At 71.0% G+C, this 16,818-nt stretch carries 13 protein-coding genes; 3 read left to right on the top strand and 10 right to left on the bottom strand.

All coding sequences use genetic code 11. The annotated features are described in order from the left end of the window. Positions 1–52: 52 nt before the first annotated feature. The 6 genes from OG787_RS29100 to OG787_RS29075 all read right to left on the bottom strand — a co-directional run bounded on the left by OG787_RS29100 (position 53) and on the right by OG787_RS29075 (position 7,713). On the bottom strand, positions 53–1,072 hold the full coding sequence (locus OG787_RS29100) for a nucleoside triphosphate pyrophosphohydrolase (RefSeq protein ID WP_369036906.1): 1,020 nt from the start codon (positions 1,070–1,072) through the stop codon (positions 53–55). 107 nt (positions 1,073–1,179) lie between these two features. After that, the gene (locus OG787_RS29095) at positions 1,180–1,842 is read right to left on the bottom strand and encodes a SurA N-terminal domain-containing protein (RefSeq protein WP_369036905.1); all 663 of its coding nucleotides are present in this window, start codon (positions 1,840–1,842) and stop codon (positions 1,180–1,182) included. A 150-nt stretch (positions 1,843–1,992) separates the two neighbouring features. Then, positions 1,993–2,841: a glycoside hydrolase domain-containing protein gene (locus OG787_RS29090; RefSeq protein WP_405537036.1), complete on the bottom strand. Its 849-nt coding sequence runs from the start codon at positions 2,839–2,841 to the stop codon at positions 1,993–1,995. Between the two features lie 154 nt (positions 2,842–2,995). Continuing rightward, positions 2,996–4,477 carry a protein kinase domain-containing protein gene (locus tag OG787_RS29085; protein ID WP_405540617.1) on the bottom strand — a complete coding sequence of 494 codons (1,482 nt, stop codon included), beginning with the start codon at positions 4,475–4,477 and terminating at the stop codon, positions 2,996–2,998. A gap of 38 nt (positions 4,478–4,515) precedes the next feature. After that, positions 4,516–5,178, bottom strand: a complete 663-nt coding sequence (locus tag OG787_RS29080; RefSeq protein WP_405537034.1) for a hypothetical protein — start codon at positions 5,176–5,178, stop codon at positions 4,516–4,518. Between the two features lie 195 nt (positions 5,179–5,373). Next, the gene (locus OG787_RS29075) at positions 5,374–7,713 is read right to left on the bottom strand and encodes an N-6 DNA methylase (RefSeq protein WP_405537032.1); all 2,340 of its coding nucleotides are present in this window, start codon (positions 7,711–7,713) and stop codon (positions 5,374–5,376) included. 266 nt (positions 7,714–7,979) lie between these two features. On the opposite strand from OG787_RS29075, the gene OG787_RS29070 reads away from it, so the two are divergent. Beyond that, positions 7,980–8,699: a hypothetical protein gene (locus OG787_RS29070; RefSeq protein ID WP_405537030.1), complete on the top strand. Its 720-nt coding sequence runs from the start codon at positions 7,980–7,982 to the stop codon at positions 8,697–8,699. Positions 8,700–8,888: 189 nt separating this feature from the next. Then, positions 8,889–9,677: a hypothetical protein gene (locus tag OG787_RS29065; RefSeq protein ID WP_405537029.1), complete on the top strand. Its 789-nt coding sequence runs from the start codon at positions 8,889–8,891 to the stop codon at positions 9,675–9,677. 13 nt (positions 9,678–9,690) lie between these two features. Here the strand turns inward: OG787_RS29065 and OG787_RS29060 are convergent, their stop codons facing one another. Continuing rightward, a complete protein-coding gene (locus OG787_RS29060; RefSeq protein ID WP_369036899.1) occupies positions 9,691–10,434 on the bottom strand; it encodes an N-acetyltransferase in 744 nt (247 codons plus the stop codon). Positions 10,435–10,640: 206 nt separating this feature from the next. Continuing rightward, positions 10,641–11,387, bottom strand: coding sequence for an HNH endonuclease family protein (locus tag OG787_RS29055; protein WP_405540615.1), 747 nt, complete (start codon positions 11,385–11,387; stop codon positions 10,641–10,643). 188 nt (positions 11,388–11,575) lie between these two features. Between OG787_RS29055 and OG787_RS29050 the strand changes: the two genes are divergently transcribed. Further along, positions 11,576–11,770: an Rv0909 family putative TA system antitoxin gene (locus tag OG787_RS29050; protein ID WP_369036898.1), complete on the top strand. Its 195-nt coding sequence runs from the start codon at positions 11,576–11,578 to the stop codon at positions 11,768–11,770. An 85-nt stretch (positions 11,771–11,855) separates the two neighbouring features. Here OG787_RS29050 and mfd read toward each other — a convergent pair whose 3' ends face one another. Together mfd and OG787_RS29040 are read right to left on the bottom strand one after the other, a co-directional pair. Further along, positions 11,856–15,386, bottom strand: a complete 3,531-nt coding sequence (mfd, locus tag OG787_RS29045) for a transcription-repair coupling factor (RefSeq protein WP_405537027.1) — start codon at positions 15,384–15,386, stop codon at positions 11,856–11,858. A gap of 173 nt (positions 15,387–15,559) precedes the next feature. Continuing rightward, positions 15,560–16,669, bottom strand: a complete 1,110-nt coding sequence (locus OG787_RS29040) for a hypothetical protein (protein ID WP_405537026.1) — start codon at positions 16,667–16,669, stop codon at positions 15,560–15,562. Positions 16,670–16,818 lie beyond the last annotated feature (149 nt).

Here is a 16,818-nt window from a genome sequence, read left to right as displayed (position 1 = left end):
CCACGCCTCAACACCACCGTGGGTCAACGGTACTGAGAAACCGTCAGCGCGATCAGGACCCCACCACCCCCTCCTTCACCCGCACCGCATCCCGATAAGCCCGAGCAGCAACCCGCAACGCCGCCTCCGGATCCACGCCCTCTCCCTCCGCCCGTACCGCCAGCTCCAGCAGCTCGTATCCGATGCCCTCGCCCACCGGCAGCGGGACGTCGAGTCCCGCCGTCCGTACCCGCGACGCCAGCTTCGCGGCCAGGGCGAGGCCCGGCTGGCCTATGGGCACGCCGTCCGTCACCGACTCCCGGCTCTTCTCGACCGCCTTGGTGCGCAGCCAGTGCTCCTTCACCTCCTCCGGTGTCGTCGCCGTCTCGTCGCCGAAGACGTGCGGGTGGCGGTGGATCAGCTTGGTGACGATGCCCGCCGCGACGTCGTCGATCGAGAAGGGGGCGGTCCCGGTCCCGTCCTCTTCGCTCCCCTCCTCCGCGATACGCGCGTGGAAGACGACCTGGAGCAGCACGTCCCCCAGTTCCTCGCGCAGCTCGTCCCGGTCGCCCTCCTCGATCGCCTCGACGAGTTCGTACGCCTCCTCGATGGCGTACTTCGCGAGGCCCTTGTGGGTCTGGCGGGACGACCAGGGGCATTCCAGGCGGATGCGGTCCATGACCTGGACGAGGTCGAGGAGGCGGGCGCCGGGGAGGTCGTAGGAGGCGGGGAGAAGTTCCAGGTCGGGCATTCGGACGCGGCCGGAGCCCGCGAGGCGTGCCAGGCCGTCCGTGAGGGCCTGGTCGCCCTCGCCCGTCGTCACGACCACGACCGTCCGGCCGCCCGCGCAGGCGTCGATCAGCGCTTCGGCGGTCGGGGAGGCCTCCTCGACCGATATGCCGGCTTCCCGGAGGTACGGCAGCTGCGGATGTCCGCCGTCCGCGCACAGCACCCGGTCGGCCGCGTGCGCCGTCTGCCAGGCGGGCCAGGACAGCAGGCCGGGCGCGACCCGGTGGCTGGTGGTGAGCAGGACGACACGACCGGGGTCGGTCCCCGTCTCCGGAGCGGTCTCGAAGCCGCTGGTTGCGTTCACCACCCGAACGTAACTCACGCCACCGACAGCCCCAGAGTTATCCACAGGCCGGGGGTGCGCACGCCCACACCGGCGTCAGCACACCCGTACACCTATACGAATAACCGTTACGCCGTTCCCTGCGCCGCCTTCGCCGCCGTGATCTCCCGTACCCACGGCGTCTTCGCGTCGACGCGGCTGCTCTTCTGGACGTCCCAGGTGCCGTAGCGCGGGTTGAGGTCGACGTCGAGGGTCTTGGAGGCCTCGGACATCGCCTTCCAGAAGGTGGCCTGGCCGTCCGTCGTGTTCATGTCGGCGCCGAGCACCGCGGCCAGTTTCTGGGCCGTGATCTCGGTGTGCAGGCTGTCGTCGAGGTGGGCCGGAGCGACGCCGTACTGCTGGAGCCAGGCCGTCTCCAGCTCCTTCGCGCCGCCCGCCTGCTGCTCCAGAGCGGCACGCAGGCTCTGGACGTCCTTGCGGGTCACGGTCACGCCCGCGTTCTTCGCGGCCTGGTTCAGGACACGGTCGAGGACCATGGTGTGCAGGGTGTCCCGGGTGAGGCTGCCGGTTCTGGCGACGGTCTGCGCGTACTGGGCCTGGTCCGGGGTGGCCGCCCGCTGTGCAGCGCGTACCTCGTTCACCCTGCTCTCCAGCTGCGAGACCGTGATCCGCTGCCCGCCGACGACGGCCGCCGCGCCGGGATGCGCGTCGTTTCCACAGGCGGTGAGGAGGGGTGCCGCCGCGACGATCGCGGCGGAGAGGATGAGCGCGGTGCGACGACGGCGGTGCAAGGAGGCCTCCCGAGGAGCGCTTGTGCGACGGTGCACAAAGTCTTGCGGTGATCGATGGTAGGCAGTGGCCGGGCTCCGGCCAAGCCATTCGACCAACGATTCACCAGGACTTCGGGCACCGCCGCGCTCCCCATGGAAGCTTTGCCCGTCTCAGCCGGTGATCGCCACCGGCGCGTCCCACGCGTCGCGGTCCACGGTGATCGTGTAACCGCCGCGCGTCTCCTTGCAGTTGACCAGGTACTGGTGGGCGCGGCTGTGGTCGGTCCACTGCGTGGCGCCGAAGGGCCAGTCCGCGGTGGTGGTGTTCTGCTGGTCCCACAGCGCGTACCACATGTTGCCCGGCAGGTCCGTGCGGTCGGTGGCCTGGGCGATCGCCTTCGCGCTGGAGCTGCGGAAGCCGTAGAAGCCGGTGCGGTACGTCTTGGCGTGCAGCGCCTTGTCGAAGGCGCGTACGTACGTCAGTACGGCGTCGTTGCACGCCTTGTTCGTGATGTCGTACGACTCCATGTCGAGGTAGACCGGACTGCCGGCCTTCATGCCGAGCGCCGAGGCCTTGGTCACCGCGTCCGCCGCGTCGTGCGCGCCGAGGGAGGCGGCCGTGGCGGCGGTGAGCTTCTCGGGGCTGGAGCCGGTCTGGCAGGACGGCTGGGCGCCGACGTACAGGGGGATGAGTTTCCAGCCCTGGGCGCTGACCGACTTCACCCAGGACGCGGTGAGGTTGGGCTGGGCGCAGCCGCGGTTCCTGCCGCCGATGTAGACGGCGGCGGCGCCGTAGAAGTTGTTGGTGCGCCAGGCCCTCATCGCGGCGAGGGAGGGTGCGGCGCAGGTGTCGAACGCACGGCCGGTGTAGGTGCGCTGGGCGGGCCAGGTGGTGGCGGCCATCGAGGTCTGCGCGGCGAGTCCGGCCCCGGCGACGACGGCCGCGCCGGCCACCGCCCAGGTGAGATGTCTGCGCTTCTTGGACTGCCGGTGACCCGGCGACTGGCGCTGGCTGGCCATGACGTACCCCACCCCTGGTTCTGTGACACGAAAGCAGGTCGCAACGTAACCGGCGGCGTTCCCCTGTTCGGGAAACACCGGCCCCAGAGGCCCACAAGTTTCCCTCACGGCACGGCAAAATCCGGCCACTGGCAGGTGTGGTCAGCCGGTTCGGCTAGCCGCGCACCTGCCCCAGCCACTCCAGGGTCCGCCGGATCTCCGCCGCCAGTGGATGCCCGGGGCCGCGCAGGCGGTCCACGTCGTGGAGGAGGCGGGCGAGGGTGTCGCGGGCGGCGGTGCGGTCGCCGAGGGCGAGGAGGAGGTGGCCGATGCGGCGGCGGACGTCGAGGGAGAGTTCGGGGTCGCCGGCGACGTACTGGTTCTCGTAGTACGGCAGCAGGGCGCGGTACTCGGCGAGGGCCGCCGCCGGTTCGCCGAGCTGTTCGAGGCACTGGGCGGCCTCGTAGCGGAAGCGCAGTGACTGGGGGTCGGCCTGGCCGGCCTCGGTGGCGCGTTCGTCGGCGAGGCGGCGCAGTTCGGGCAGCGCGCGCCGGTACTGGCCGTCGTCCATGAGGGTGGCCGCGTACTGCTTGCGGAGGGTGCGGACGACCGGGGAGTGCTCGCCGTGCTGGTCGGCGGCGGCGGGCAGGATCGAGCCGAGGATGTCGACGGCCTGGGTGATCCGGCCCTCGCCGAGAAGGCGTTTGACCTCGTCGACGGCTCCGGCGACATCGGGCCGCTCCGTCACCGGGGCGGCCGTCGGCTGCGGTGCGGGGGTGCGGGCGCGGTCCGGCCAGGGGGCGTGCGGGCGCAGGAAGGGGCGTGTGGGGTCGAGGGGCGCTCCGGTGGGCATCCCGCGCTCCGGGAGGAGCAGCGCCAGGTGCTCGTACACCTCCTGCGCGGAGGCGGGCCGGTGCTGCGGGTCCTTGGCGAGCAGGCGCAGGACGAGCGCCTCCAGGGCTTCCGGTACCTCGGGTCTGAGGCGGCGCACGGGCAGCGGCGGCTCGTACAGGTGCCGGTGGAGCACCCCGAGGGCCGTCGAACCGGAGAACGGCACGTCCCCGCTGAGGAGTTCGTGGAGGAGTACGCCGAGTGCGTACAGGTCCGTGTACGGGCCGACCGCGCCGCCCATCGCCTGCTCGGGGGCCATGTAGGCGGGCGAGCCGATGGGTGAGCCGGTGTGGGTGAGGCGGGTCGTGTCGGTGTCCATGACCGAGGCGACGCCCAGGTCGAGGACGGTGACCGTGCCGTCCTGCTTCACCATCACGTTGCGCGGCTTGAGGTCGCGGTGGACGATCGGCACGGCGTGCACGGCGCTCAGTACGGCGCACAGTTGCGCGGCCACCGCTACCGCCCACTGCCAGGGGTACGGGTCGTGTTCGGCGAGGTGGTCGGAGAGGTCGGCGCCGTCGACGTACTGCATGACGAGGAACAGCTCCTCGCCCTCGCTGCCCGCGTCGTGCACGGTGACGAGCCCGGGGTGGTCGACCTGCGCGGTCACCCGGCACTCGCGCACGAAGCGGCGGCGCAGCTCGTCGGCCTCCTGGCCCGCGACCTTGTCCGGCCGCAGCAGCTTGACCGCGACGCGGCGGTCGAGGCGCTGGTCGTACGCCGTCCACACCTGGCCCATGCCGCCCTGCCCGATGAGCGTGGACAGTTCGTACCGGTCGGCGATGACGCGTCCCGTCCCCACGCTCACCGTCCGCCCTCGTGGCTGCCATTGCCGTGGCCGTTGCCGTCGTGCTTGCGCAGGTAGTCGCTCAGCTCGTCGAGTTCGGCGCGCACCTGGTCGATACGGGCGGGCGCGGGGCGCTGCGCCGGGGGCGGCGGAACGGGGCCGGGGCCGTGGGAGACGGGCGGCTGGGGCGCCGGAGCCTGGGGCTGGGGTATCGGTGTGTGGGGCATGGCGGGCACAGGGGGATGCTGCGGCCCGGTCGGCATGGCCGCGTACGGCGACATGTGCGGGGGCGGGTAGCCGTACCCGGAGGGCACGTTCGGGGCCGGGGCGGGCGCGTAACCGGCGTACTGCTGCCGTTGGCTGTCCACCGTCCGAATGTCCATGACCAGGAAGTACACGCTGCTCAGGGCGCCCAGGATCATGACGGTGGCGAGCGCGATGTCGCCCCTGGTGTCGCTCTCCTTCAGCGTGCCGACCACCGCGAAGCACACGATGGACAGCGGCAGACTCACCCAGGCCGCCGTCCAGTTGAACCACCGGCCGCGCAGCATGGCGACCCGGAACAGGGGCACGCACGAGAGGAAGCCGCACGTGAGCAAGCCGGCCGCGGTGAAGAGCACGCGCAGGGTGATGACGGTGTTCTCGCTGCGGATGGGCGGCGGCGCGCCGGGGCCGTACATGACTGCTCCTGGACCGGGTGATGCCGACGGGGACGGACGTACGAGGATACGAGCGACAGGTACAAGTGACAGGTCGGATGTCGGAGTCCGAGCGTATAGGCCGACACCGACAACGGGTCCGGGTTGTACCGAACCGTTGTCGTGACCCTTGTGCCGCTGATCGCGGCACGTGAGCCGTCGGACGTCATCGGACCGTCAGTCGGGCGCGACGGTCCCGTCGGTCAGCCCGTCGTACATGCCCCGCACGAGCTGTCCGCCGAGCCGGCCCGCGTGCCGCAGGGCCTCCTCGAACTCGGCGAGCGCCCTGAACCGCGCCCCGTAGCGCCGCTGTTCGTCCAGCGTCAGCCGGGGCAGCTGTAGTCGGCGCACATCGAGCCGCGTCGCCGTGGACGCGTAGCTGCTGGCCTGCCGGTTGTTGGCGGTGCCGCGCAGGAACCCGGCGAGGAACCACGGGTCGAGGGCGGCCGGATCGGGCCGCAGGAGGACGAGGCTGCGGCCGAGAACGGCCCCCGCGGTCGCGTCGTCGACCACGCGCGCGACGGACCCGCCGCCGAGCACCGGGACGACGACATCGCCGGCCTCGACGAGCACGGCCTCCTCGTCGCTCTCGGGCAGCGTCCCGGAGGGGGCGGTTCCGGCGAGGACATCGTGGTCGGTGAGCACGGGCACGCGCGCGTGGCCGCCGTTTCCGCCCGTACGCATCACCAGGGCGCCCCCGCGCGCGAGGTCGCCGATGGTGATGAGCGGCCAGCGCCCGGCCTGCCCCTCGGCGGGTCCGGTGGGTGCGGGCGGGGTGAGATCGGCGGTCAGCCGGAGGGTCTCGCCGAGGCGTTCCCGTACGTCGCCCAGGTGCTCGCCGTCGCCCGCGGCGGCCGGCGGGAGATGGCGGGCGGGGGCCAGGTCGACGTCGTCGTCGAGGAGTTCGATGACGGGCACGGAACGCGACACCCCCGGCTGCTCGACCGCCGTACCGGCCCGCTCGAAGGGCCGCCAGGCATCGAGGACGGCGGTGCGAACGGCCTCCCAGTCGAGCCCACCGCGCCCGGACTGCCCGGTGAGATCGGCGACGCTCCCGGTGTCGGCGAGCAGCACCTCGGGCTGCGCGGGCGCCTTGTCGGGCCGCCGCAGCACCCACAGGTGCAACGGGATGTTGTACGGGGGTGCCGCGCCGACCGGCAGCGCGATCACCGCGCGCAGGGCCCCGCGCCGCAGCAGATCGGCGCGGATACGGCGCCCCGAACGCCGGGAGGCCGCGGCCGGCGGCATCAGCAGTACAGCGGTGCCGCCGTCCCTGAGCCGGGCGAGCGCGTGCTGCACCCAGGCCAGCTCGGACTCGTTGCGCGCGGGGAAGCCGTACTCCCAGCGGGCGTCGTACGCGAGTTCGTCGTGCCCCCAGTTCCGCTCGTTGAACGGCGGATGGCAGAGCACGACATCGGCCCTGAGCCCGGGGTAGGCGTCGGCCCTGAGCGTGTCCCCGACAGCCGTACGCACGACCACGTTCCGCCCCTGGAGCGCGAGCCGGAGCGCGGTGAGCGCGGCCAGCTCGGGGGCACTGTCCTGCCCGTACAACTCCCGCTCGGCATCCTCCCGTTCGGCCTCCCGCGCGCCCGGCACGGGAACGGCCCGCAGCAACGCCCCGGTCCCACAGGCCGGATCGAGCACGGTACGCGCCGCCCCGGCGAGATCCCCCATGAGCCGGGCCAACTCGGCCGGCGTGAGCGTGTACTGCCGCGGATTGGCATCAAGATGCCGCCCCGCCAGGAACTCGTACGCCTGCCGCGCCCCCATCTCTGCGGCGAGCTCGGCGACACCGCGGAGGAGGGGGACGGAGGGGAGGAGTTCGGGGCCGGTGGGGGTGTGAACGGCGGGGGCGGCGGGGGTCGTGTGTACGGGGGCCGAGCTGTGTACGTGGGGTGGGGCGGGGGCGTTGTGTACGCCGGGGTCGGCGGGCGTTGCGGATGCGGCGGATGCTGCGGGCGTGCTGTGAACGCCGGACTCGGCGCGGGCGCTGTGAACTCCGGACGCGGCTGGCGAGGTGTGAACACCCCGAACATCAGTCGGACTGTGAACCCCTTGTGCGACGGACGGCGTGTGAACCCCCCGCCCCGCACCCCGACTGTGAACACCGCGCTTCCCGGCGACGCCGAAGCGCGGGACGATCACCTGCTCCAGCGTCCCGGGCAGGCGGGCGGCGAGCCGTTCGTCGGAGACCGCGCCCAGCTCCAACCAGACGGTCGGGCGGTCGTGGATGAGCAGCAGTACGCAGCCCGCGTGGACGAGGGCGGTGGCCGGGCCCTCGGGGTGGCCGACGAGTTGTTGCCAGACGCGTTCACGGAGGGGCACTTCGGCGAGTTTTCCCTGGCGGCGGAGCCAGGACTCGACCTCGGCGAGGGCGAAGGCGGGGCTGGTCTCGGTACCGCCGACCGGCTTGGGGAAGTCGGCGTGACGGCGGCGCCAGTTGCTGACGGCGGCGCGGCCGACGCCCGCGAGCCGTGCGATGCCGGCGGCGGTCACTTCCGTGGCGTTGTCCTGCACGCGCCGCGCTCCCCTCGTTCCGCGCACAGCCCCGGCGTACCCGCGTACGGCTCTGGTCACCCGTACACAGCCCTGGTCGTGCAGCCCTCGTTTCACGTGTGACGCCGAGCATAGCGGCGTACGCAAGATCTACCCATTCACGGGCGTGTACACAAGGCATCGCGTGAATCGTGTTGACTCGGTTCACACGCTCTGGTCTTATTGACCCAGCGAACGAGCGGGCCGCCACAAGGAGGCGGTCACGTCGTAACGGGGAGGGGACTGTCATGGGTATGAAGGGCAAGGTCGCGCTGGGGGCCGTCGTGGGGATCGTCGTCATCGGGGTCGCGTCGGCGACGTCCGGGGGCGACGGGGACGGGGGTTCCGGGGGCAGCGGGGACAAGGGGTCGTCGGCATCGGCGGGGAAGAAGCCCGGGGGCGGCGGGTCGAGCGCGGACTCCGCGGACGGCTCGGGCGACGCCGACAGCGCGGAGGTCGCCGACAAGGTGGTCGCCATCGAGGGGGACGGGGACTTCCAGGTCGGCAGTGATGTCAAGCCCGGTACCTATCGGACCAGCGGGAACACCGACGACATGTGCTACTGGGAGCGTGCCAAGGACGCCTCCGGCGAGATCGACTCGCTGCTCGCCAACGACAACGTCAGCGGCACCAGCTACGTGACGATCCTGGCGACCGACAAGCTCTTCAAGTCCAGCGGCTGCAAGGACTGGGAAGCCGTCGACCTGAAGGCGAAGGGCACGCCCGCGGCGAAGATGGCCGGCAACGGCGGCATGTTCAGGGTGGGCTCGGACATCGCGCCGGGGACGTACAAGTCCACGGGCAACGCGGACGACCTCTGCTACTGGGAGCGGTCGAAGGACGCCTCGCACTCGATCGACTCGATCGTCGCGAACAACAACGTCAACGGCACCGCCGTCGCGACGATCAGCGCCTCCGACGGCTACTTCAAGACGACGGGCTGCAAGGACTGGGTGAAGACGGGCTGACGTCCCGTTCCCTGTTCCGTTCCCTTTCTCGGCCCTCTCCCTCCCCCTTCTCCCCTCTCCTCCCCCTCCCCAGCCGGGCGGCGGTGGCGCAGCGCCGGGGACCGCGCCACCGCCGCCCGCATTTCTCAGCTCAGCTCCTCACCTCTCAGCTCAGCTCGTCCCTCACCAGGAAACCTCGAAGGAACTGCCATGCGCCGAACCACACTCGCCGCCCTCTGTCTCACCGCCGTCACCGTCGCCGGAGTCGCCGGCTGTCTGCCCGGTGAGGACAAGGCGGCCGACAAGACAGCGGACAAGACGACGGCCGCCGAACCGAAGGGCCCGTTCGCCGGGCTGACCGGCGGCGAGATAGCCGAGCGCGCTCTGGCGGCGACCTCGGGTGCCTCGTCGCTCCGTATGAAGGGTGACGTGCCGGACGACGAGAGCGGCGGCACGATCCGGATCGACATGGCGCTCGACAAGCGGGGCGAGTGCGCCGGGACGATGAGCATGAACGGGGAGGGCAAGGCCGACGTCGTGAAGACGGGCACGACCCTCTACATGAAGTACGACGAGAAGTTCCTGCGGGCGCAGAGCGACGGCTCGTCGAAGGAGGAGACCGACGGGGTCGTGGCCATGCTCGCCGGGAAGTGGACCAAGATGGCCGCGACCGGCGCCGACGCCAAGGACATCGCGGGCTTCTGTGACCTGGACAGCGTGCTCGCCGACTTCAAGGACGCCGGTTCCGGGCCCGGCGCCGGGGTGACGCGCGGCGCCACGACCACCGTGGACGGTACGCCGGCCCTCGTCGTCAACGAGAAGGACGGCAAGGACAGTTACACGCTGTACGTCGCCACGAAGGGCAAGCCCTACATCCTCCGGCTCGAAAGCAAGTCGGCAAAGGACCCGGGGACCATCGCCTTCAGCGAGTACGACAAGCCGGTCGCGGCCAAGAAGCCCACTGGCGAGATCCTCGACCTGGACGCGCTGGGCGGATAGCGGCCCCCATCAGTCACAGCTGGTGCCGCATCCACACATTGGGCTCTACGTAGACCCCGTACCCGTGTTCGAGGTCGCACCGCACCGGTGCCAGCGCCCCGGGCACCTCCACCTCGCCCTCGCGGTCGAAGGGCAGCCCGGTCCAGGCGCGCCACTCCTCCAGTGAGGCCGCGATGCACATCGACGCCGGTGCCATGGCGACAATCGTGGCGCCGGCTCGGGCGTGCACGCGCAGCCACGGGTCGTGGGGCAGTCCGTCCGCGCGGACCCGGTGCGCGTATTCGGCGATCGGGGTCCGTGGCTCCAGGTGCTTGGCGCTGGGCCGGACCGGGGCGACGACCTCGCGGAAGCCGTGTGCGGCGGCGTTGTCCCGCATCGCCGCGAGCATACGTCCGGACAGTCCCGTGCCCTGTGTGTGCGGGGAGACGACGATCGAGATCGCGCTCACCGTGTCGGGACGGGTCCCGGCGCGCAGGTCCTGGAACGCCCAGACCAGCACCTGGTCCCAGCCACGGGCGGGCAGTTCGCCCCGCCCGTCGGCGGCGAGTGCGAAGGGCACGGCGTAGGCGTGGGCGACGACCTCGCCCCGCTCGTCCTCGGCGAACAGGACGTACTCGGGGAGTTCGGTGGCGATCCGGTCGTAGTGGGCGTTGCCCGTGAAGTCGTGCTGCATGAACTCCGGCCAGGTGTCGGGCATTTCAACAACCTGGCGATACATCTCGGGGCGTTCGGCGAGGGACGAGACCTTCAGCTCCATGGGCGTCACGGTAACGGGATTGCAGGCTGCGCCCCAGCCCCTGGCGGCACTGTCCAGCCCCGGTCGGCACCATCCAGCCCGTTGGGGGTCCCCCTCTGGGGGAGTTTGAGGACGAGGCCGTTCAGGCCGACAGCGGGGGCCTGGGGGCGGCAGCCCCCAGCCGACGCCCACACCAACGCCGGTTCACCACCCCACCGGCAACACCTTCAGCTCGCATGGAACCGCGCGGGCGCCTCCGTCGGATTACCCCCCGTCGGCAGCTTCTGCCCGTCACACCCCGACAGCACCTTCTTCATCGCCGCCTTCTCCGCCTCCGTCACCCACAGCTCGTACTTCTTCTTCACGGCGACCTGGTTGGCGACATACGTGCAGCGGTACGCCTTGTTCGGCGGCAACCAGGTCGCCGTGTCACCGTCCCCCTTGCTGCGGTTGGTGCTCGCGTCGACGGCACGCAGGTTGAGCGGGTCGTTGGCCAGAGCTATGCGCTTGCTGGCGTCCCAGTACTTGGCGCCCTTCTGCCAGGCGTCCGAGAGGGCGACGATGTGGTCGATGTCCACCTCGCTGCGGCCCCGCGTGAACTTCACGTCCTTGCCGCTGTACGGGTCCGGCTCCAGTTCCCCCGAGGCCACCTTGCAGTCGTCGCCGCTGCGGAACTTCACGTCGGCGAGATCCCGTATGAGGATGTCGTCGCGGGTGTCGCACTTGTTGGAGTCGGTGTCCGCCCACGCACTCCCGAACCGGTCCCGGGCGTACCCCGTCTTCGGCGCCCGCCCCTTCACGGTCAGCGAGTCGACGGCGGCGAGCGCCGCACCCCCGCCGCCACCGCCCCCGCCGGCCGCACCACTCGCGCTCTCCTCGGGCCCGGCGGACCCCAGGGTCGTACCGTCGCACCCGCCGACCGCGAACCCCACCACGAGTACGACGGCGGCGACGCCCCCACCCCTCACACGCATCACGCTGCGTCCCTCCCCTGCTCCCCGTGTACGGAATTCCCATGTGCGACTGTTCGACCTGTTTTTCCTGGTCGCCAGGCTAGCGGCCGGGGTTTCCGCACCACAGGGGCGCCCACCGGCACTCAAGGGGCGTAGTGCGCATACCGGGCGTATCGTCGTTGCTGACTCACCTCCGGAAGGAGCTCTGGATGGGCATCATCGACAAGATCAAGGAGCAGATGCGCGGCAAGGCGGGACAGAACGCCTCCGACACTGCGGAAAAACAGATCAACGAGAAGACCGGCAACAAGTACACGAGCCAGGTCGACGACGCTCAGCAGAGGGTCGAGGGCGCGATGGGCATGGACCGCGACCGCGATCCCAACAGGCCCGACCAGCCCTGACGGAAGCCGTCCGCGGATGCCAACCTGCCGCGGACGGCTTCTCCGTATGTTCCGTACGAGTACCAGGACATGTTCCGTACGAGTACTAGGACCCCAGGATCGAAGCCAGGAACTCCCCGGTCCACCCCAGCAACTCCCGCCCGACCAACGGCTTTCCGCCGACCTTCGCGGTCTTGGGGCGCGGTACGAGGATCTGGTGCGCGGCCGGCTTGATGACCGTCCCGGGATACAGCCGCTTCAGCCGCAGCTCCTGCGACTCCCTCAACTCCACCGGTGCGAAGCGGATGTTGGTGCCCTGGAGCACGATCTCGCCGACCCCGCAGGCCCGCGCGAGCATCCGCAGCCCGGCCACGAGCAGCAGGTTCTCGACCGGCTCGGGCAACTTGCCGTAGCGGTCGACGAGTTCCTCCCGTACGGCCTTGATGTCGGCCTCGGTGTTCGCGGCGGCGATGGCACGGTAGGCGGCCAGGCGCAGTCGCTCGCCGGGGGCGTAGTCGTGCGGGACGTGGGCGTCGACCGGCAGCTCGATCTTGACCTCCAGCGGCGCTTCCTCCTCCACCGCGCCCTCCAGGGAGGCCCGGTAGTCCGCGACGGCCTCGCCGACCATCCGTACGTAGAGGTCGAAGCCGACGCCCGCGATGTGCCCGGACTGTTCGCCGCCGAGGAGGTTTCCGGCGCCGCGGATCTCCAGGTCCTTCATGGCGACGTACATGCCGGCGCCCATCTCGGTGTGCTGGGCGATGGTCGCGAGCCGCTCGTGCGCGGTCTCGGTCAGGGGCTTCTCCGGCGGGTAGAGGAAGTAGGCGTAACCGCGCTCGCGGCCACGACCGACTCGGCCGCGCAGCTGGTGGAGTTGGGACAGACCGAAGTTGTCGCCGCGCTCCACGATGAGCGTGTTGGCGTTGGAGATGTCGATGCCGGACTCGACGATCGTCGTCGACACGAGGACGTCGTACCGCTTCTCCCAGAAGTCGACGACGACCTGCTCCAGCGCCTGCTCGGACATCTGGCCGTGGGCGGTCGCGATCCGCGCCTCGGGGACGATCTCCCTCAACCGCGCCGCCGCCCGGTCGATGGACTCGACGCGGTTGTGGATGTAGAACACCTGGCCCTCGCGCAGGAGTTCACGGCGGATCGCGGCACCGATCTGCTTCTCCTCGTACGGCCCGACGAAGGTCAGGACCGGGTGGCGCTCCTCGGGCGGGGTGGTGATCGTCGACATCTCGCGGATGCCGGTGACCGCCATCTCCAGGGTCCTGGGGATGGGGGTGGCGGACATGGTCAGCACATCGACATTCGCGCGCAGCTTCTTCAGCTGCTCCTTGTGCTCGACGCCGAACCGCTGTTCCTCGTCGACGATGACGAGCCCGAGATCCTTGAACTTGGTCTCGGAGGAGAAGAGTCGGTGCGTACCGATGACGACATCGACCGAGCCCTCCCGCAAGCCCTCCAGGGTGGCCTTCGCCTCGGTGTCCGTCTGGAAGCGGCTCAACGCCCGCACATTGACCGGGAATTGGGAGTACCGCTCGCCGAAGGTCCCAAAGTGCTGCTGCACAAGGAGAGTTGTGGGGACGAGTACAGCCACCTGCTTGCCGTCCTGGACCGCCTTGAACGCGGCCCGGACCGCGATCTCCGTCTTGCCGTAGCCGACGTCGCCGCAGATCAGGCGGTCCATCGGGACCGTCTTCTCCATGTCGTCCTTGACCTCGGCGATCGTGGTCAGCTGGTCGGGCGTCTCGGCGTACGGGAAGGCGTCCTCCAGCTCGCGCTGCCAGGGCGTGTCCGGCCCGAACGCGTGCCCGGGGGCCGCCATCCGCGCGCTGTACAGCTTGATGAGGTCGGCGGCGATCTCCTTGACGGCCTTCTTGGCGCGCGCCTTGGTCTTCGTCCAGTCGGCGCCGCCGAGCCGGTGCAGGGTGGGGGCTTCGCCACCGACGTACTTGGTGATCTGTTCGAGCTGGTCGGTGGGGATGTAGAGCCGGTCGCCGGGCTGGCCGCGCTTGGCGGGCGCGTACTCCACCACCAGATACTCACGAGTTGCGCCCTGCACGGTCCGCTGGACCATCTCGATGTACCGGCCCACACCGTGCTGTTCGTGCACGATGTAGTCGCCGGTTTCGAGGGTCAGCGGGTCGATGGTCTTGCGGCGCCGGGCGGGCATCCGGGCGCCGTCCTTGCCCGCGGCCTTCTGCCCGGAGAGGTCGGTCTCGGTCAGCACGGCGAGCTTGAGAGCCGTATCCACGAACCCGAAGTCGATCGAGCCGCACGCCACGTGCACGACGGAAGGCGTCAGGGAGGTCAGGTCCGCCTCCAGGCGGGCCGCGATGCCCTCCCCGCCGAGCACCTCGACCGTACGGGCCGCCGGGCCGTGCGCCTCGGTGACGTACACCGTGCGCCAGCCGTCCGCGAGCCAGCCCTTGGTGTCGGCGAGGGCCTTCGCGGTGTCGCCGCGGTAGGTCTCGGGCGCGTGCATGCCCAGCTTGAGGGTGTCCGCGTCCAGCTCCTCGTCGGCCGCGAAGGGCGAGACGGACCACCACATCATGTCCAGCTCGCGCGCCCGGTCCCGTACGTCCGCGATGGACCAGAGGGAAGCCGCGCCGACGTCGATCGGCGCCTCGCCGCCGCCCGCGGTGGCCGCCCAGGAGGCCTGGAGGAACTCCTGCGAGGTCGCCACAAGGTCCGCGGCGCGCGTCCGCACCCGCTCCGGGTCGCACACGACGGCCATGGAGCCCTTGGGCAGGACGTCGAGCAGCAGTTCCATGTCGTCGACGAGAACCGGGGCGAGGGACTCCATGCCCTCGACCGCGATCCCCTCGGCGATCTTGCCGAGCAGCTCGCCGAGCTCGGGGTGAGCCTCGGCGAGGGTGGCGGCCCGCTCCCGCACCTGGTCGGTGAGCAGCAGCTCACGACAAGGCGGCGCCCACAACCCATGCTCGGCAACCTCCAGGGACCGCTGGTCGGCGACCTTGAAGTACCGGATCTCCTCGATGTCGTCGCCCCAGAACTCCACCCGGAGGGGGTGCTCCTCAGTGGGCGGGAAGACGTCGAGGATGCCACCGCGTACGGCGAACTCGCCCCGCTTCTCGACCAGCTCGACGCGCGAGTACGCGGCGGCGGCCAGCGCCTCGACAACAGTGTTGAGATCGGCCGTACGACCGGTCCGCAGCGCCACCGGTTCCAGGTCGCCGAGCCCCTTGACCTGCGGCTGGAGTACGGAACGTACGGGCGCCACGACGACCGAGACCGGGCCGGTCTCCGGGTCGTCGGTGGTGGGGTGGGCGAGGCGGCGCAGCACGGCGAGGCGGCGGCCGACGGTGTCGCTGCGCGGCGAGAGGCGCTCGTGCGGGAGGGTCTCCCAGGCCGGGTACTCCACGACCCCGTCCGGCGGCAGCAGCGACCTGAGGGCGGCGGCGAGATCCTCGGCCTCCCGGCCGGTCGCGGTCACGGCCAGCACCGGGCGCCCGGCCTCCCGGGCCAGCGCGGCCACGGCGAAGGGGCGCGCGGCGGGCGGTCCGACCAGGTCGACATGCATCCGGTTGCCGCCACCGGCGGCCTTGACCGCTTCCGCGAGGGCGGCGTCCTTGACGACGACGTCGAGCAGACCGTGCAGGCTCATGAAGGGGGCTTTCGTCCGAGGTTCGGCTGGGGTTCGTCAGGGGTGGGCAACGCGAACACCCGGCCTCGTACGACGGGCCGGGGGGTCTCCAGCGTACGTCGCCGCGCCCGCCCGCGCCGTGCCTGTGGACAACGCCCGCCCCACCGTCACCGGGCGTCGGTCAGGTGATCGGCTCAGGTGGTGAATTCACGCGGGTCGTACGCGACCATGGCGAGCCGTCCCGGGGCGGTCCAGCCCAGCGCGGAGCCGAGCGGGTTGGTGACCTCGCGGCGGCCGATGACCTCGATGCCGGTGTCGGCCGTACCCATCCACAGGGCGCCCTCCTCCGTGGAGGCGAACCAGCACGGCCCGCCGGAGTAGGCCCCCCAGACGGTGTTGAAGTTGAAGGCCTGGGGCCGGGCACTGTCGATGATCAGATTGGCCCGGTCCCGGAGTTCGAACGTCCAGTTCTTCCGGTCCAGCGTGTAGTACCAGAGGTTGGAGTCCGACGGGCCGACGGAGCAGTTGGCGACGAGGAGCGCTCCGTCGCGTACCCCGAGGTCGTTGATGCCGCGCTGCGCCTCGGGGTTGAAGACCCGCTGGGACAGGATCTCCCCGGACGGGATCTCCACCACGCAGACGTAACCGTCCTCGGAGCCCGTGACCACCCGGGCCACCCGGGGCGAGTCCGTCACCTTGTCGACGGCGTTGATGTCGTGCAGCCCCCAGGGGTTCACCGGCGCGGGATTCCGCAGGTCCACCGAGCGCAGGAAGGTCAGCCGGCGGCGCTCCGGATCGTGGGCCCACACGGAGAGGAAACCGCTGCTGTGCCCCACGACCAGGCTCCCGGTGGCGCCCGCGCGGACCGCGTATCCGCTGGTGGCAGCCCCTAAGGAGGGGTCGTGGGCGAACGTACCCGCCAGTGCGAGGCCGCTCCAGCCGTCGCCGGGAGCGTGCCAGAGGGCCACCGAGCGGTCGTCGTTGGAGGAGACGAGCGACCGGCCCGGGAGCCGCGCCACCATCCGCACGCCCTGCGCCGCCGGGCTGTTGACGGACCGGTTGATGAGCGGGCCGTCGGTGACGGACGTCGTGAACGCGAAGACGCGCAGGGTGCCGTCCCAGCAGCCCACCGCGAAATGGTCGGCGTCCAGCCAGGCCAGCGACTGGGCCATGCTGTAGCGGACCCCGGAGTCGGTGATGGGCAGATCCGCCTCCGGCCCGAGCAGTTCCTGCCGTGAGCGCAGCACGGCCGGCATCGGCTGCGCCACGGGCCCTGCGCTCTCCACGTTGCCCAAGCTGTCCACGCCCCCCATTTACCCACGAACCCCGCCCCCATCCCGGACACGGCAGGCGGCGGCCCCGGTGAGCGTCGAGCACGCTCACCGGGGCCGCCGCTCCCCCGTCTCCCCCTGTTCCCCCGTTCCCCGTAGCCCCCGCTCGGGGTGGCCGATCG

This window comes from Streptomyces sp. NBC_00075, assembly GCF_045041225.1.
Lineage (GTDB): Bacteria > Actinomycetota > Actinomycetes > Streptomycetales > Streptomycetaceae > Streptomyces > Streptomyces adonidis.
The sequence above is the reverse complement of the archived record's forward strand: the minus strand, read 5'-3'. Positions and strand labels throughout refer to the sequence as shown.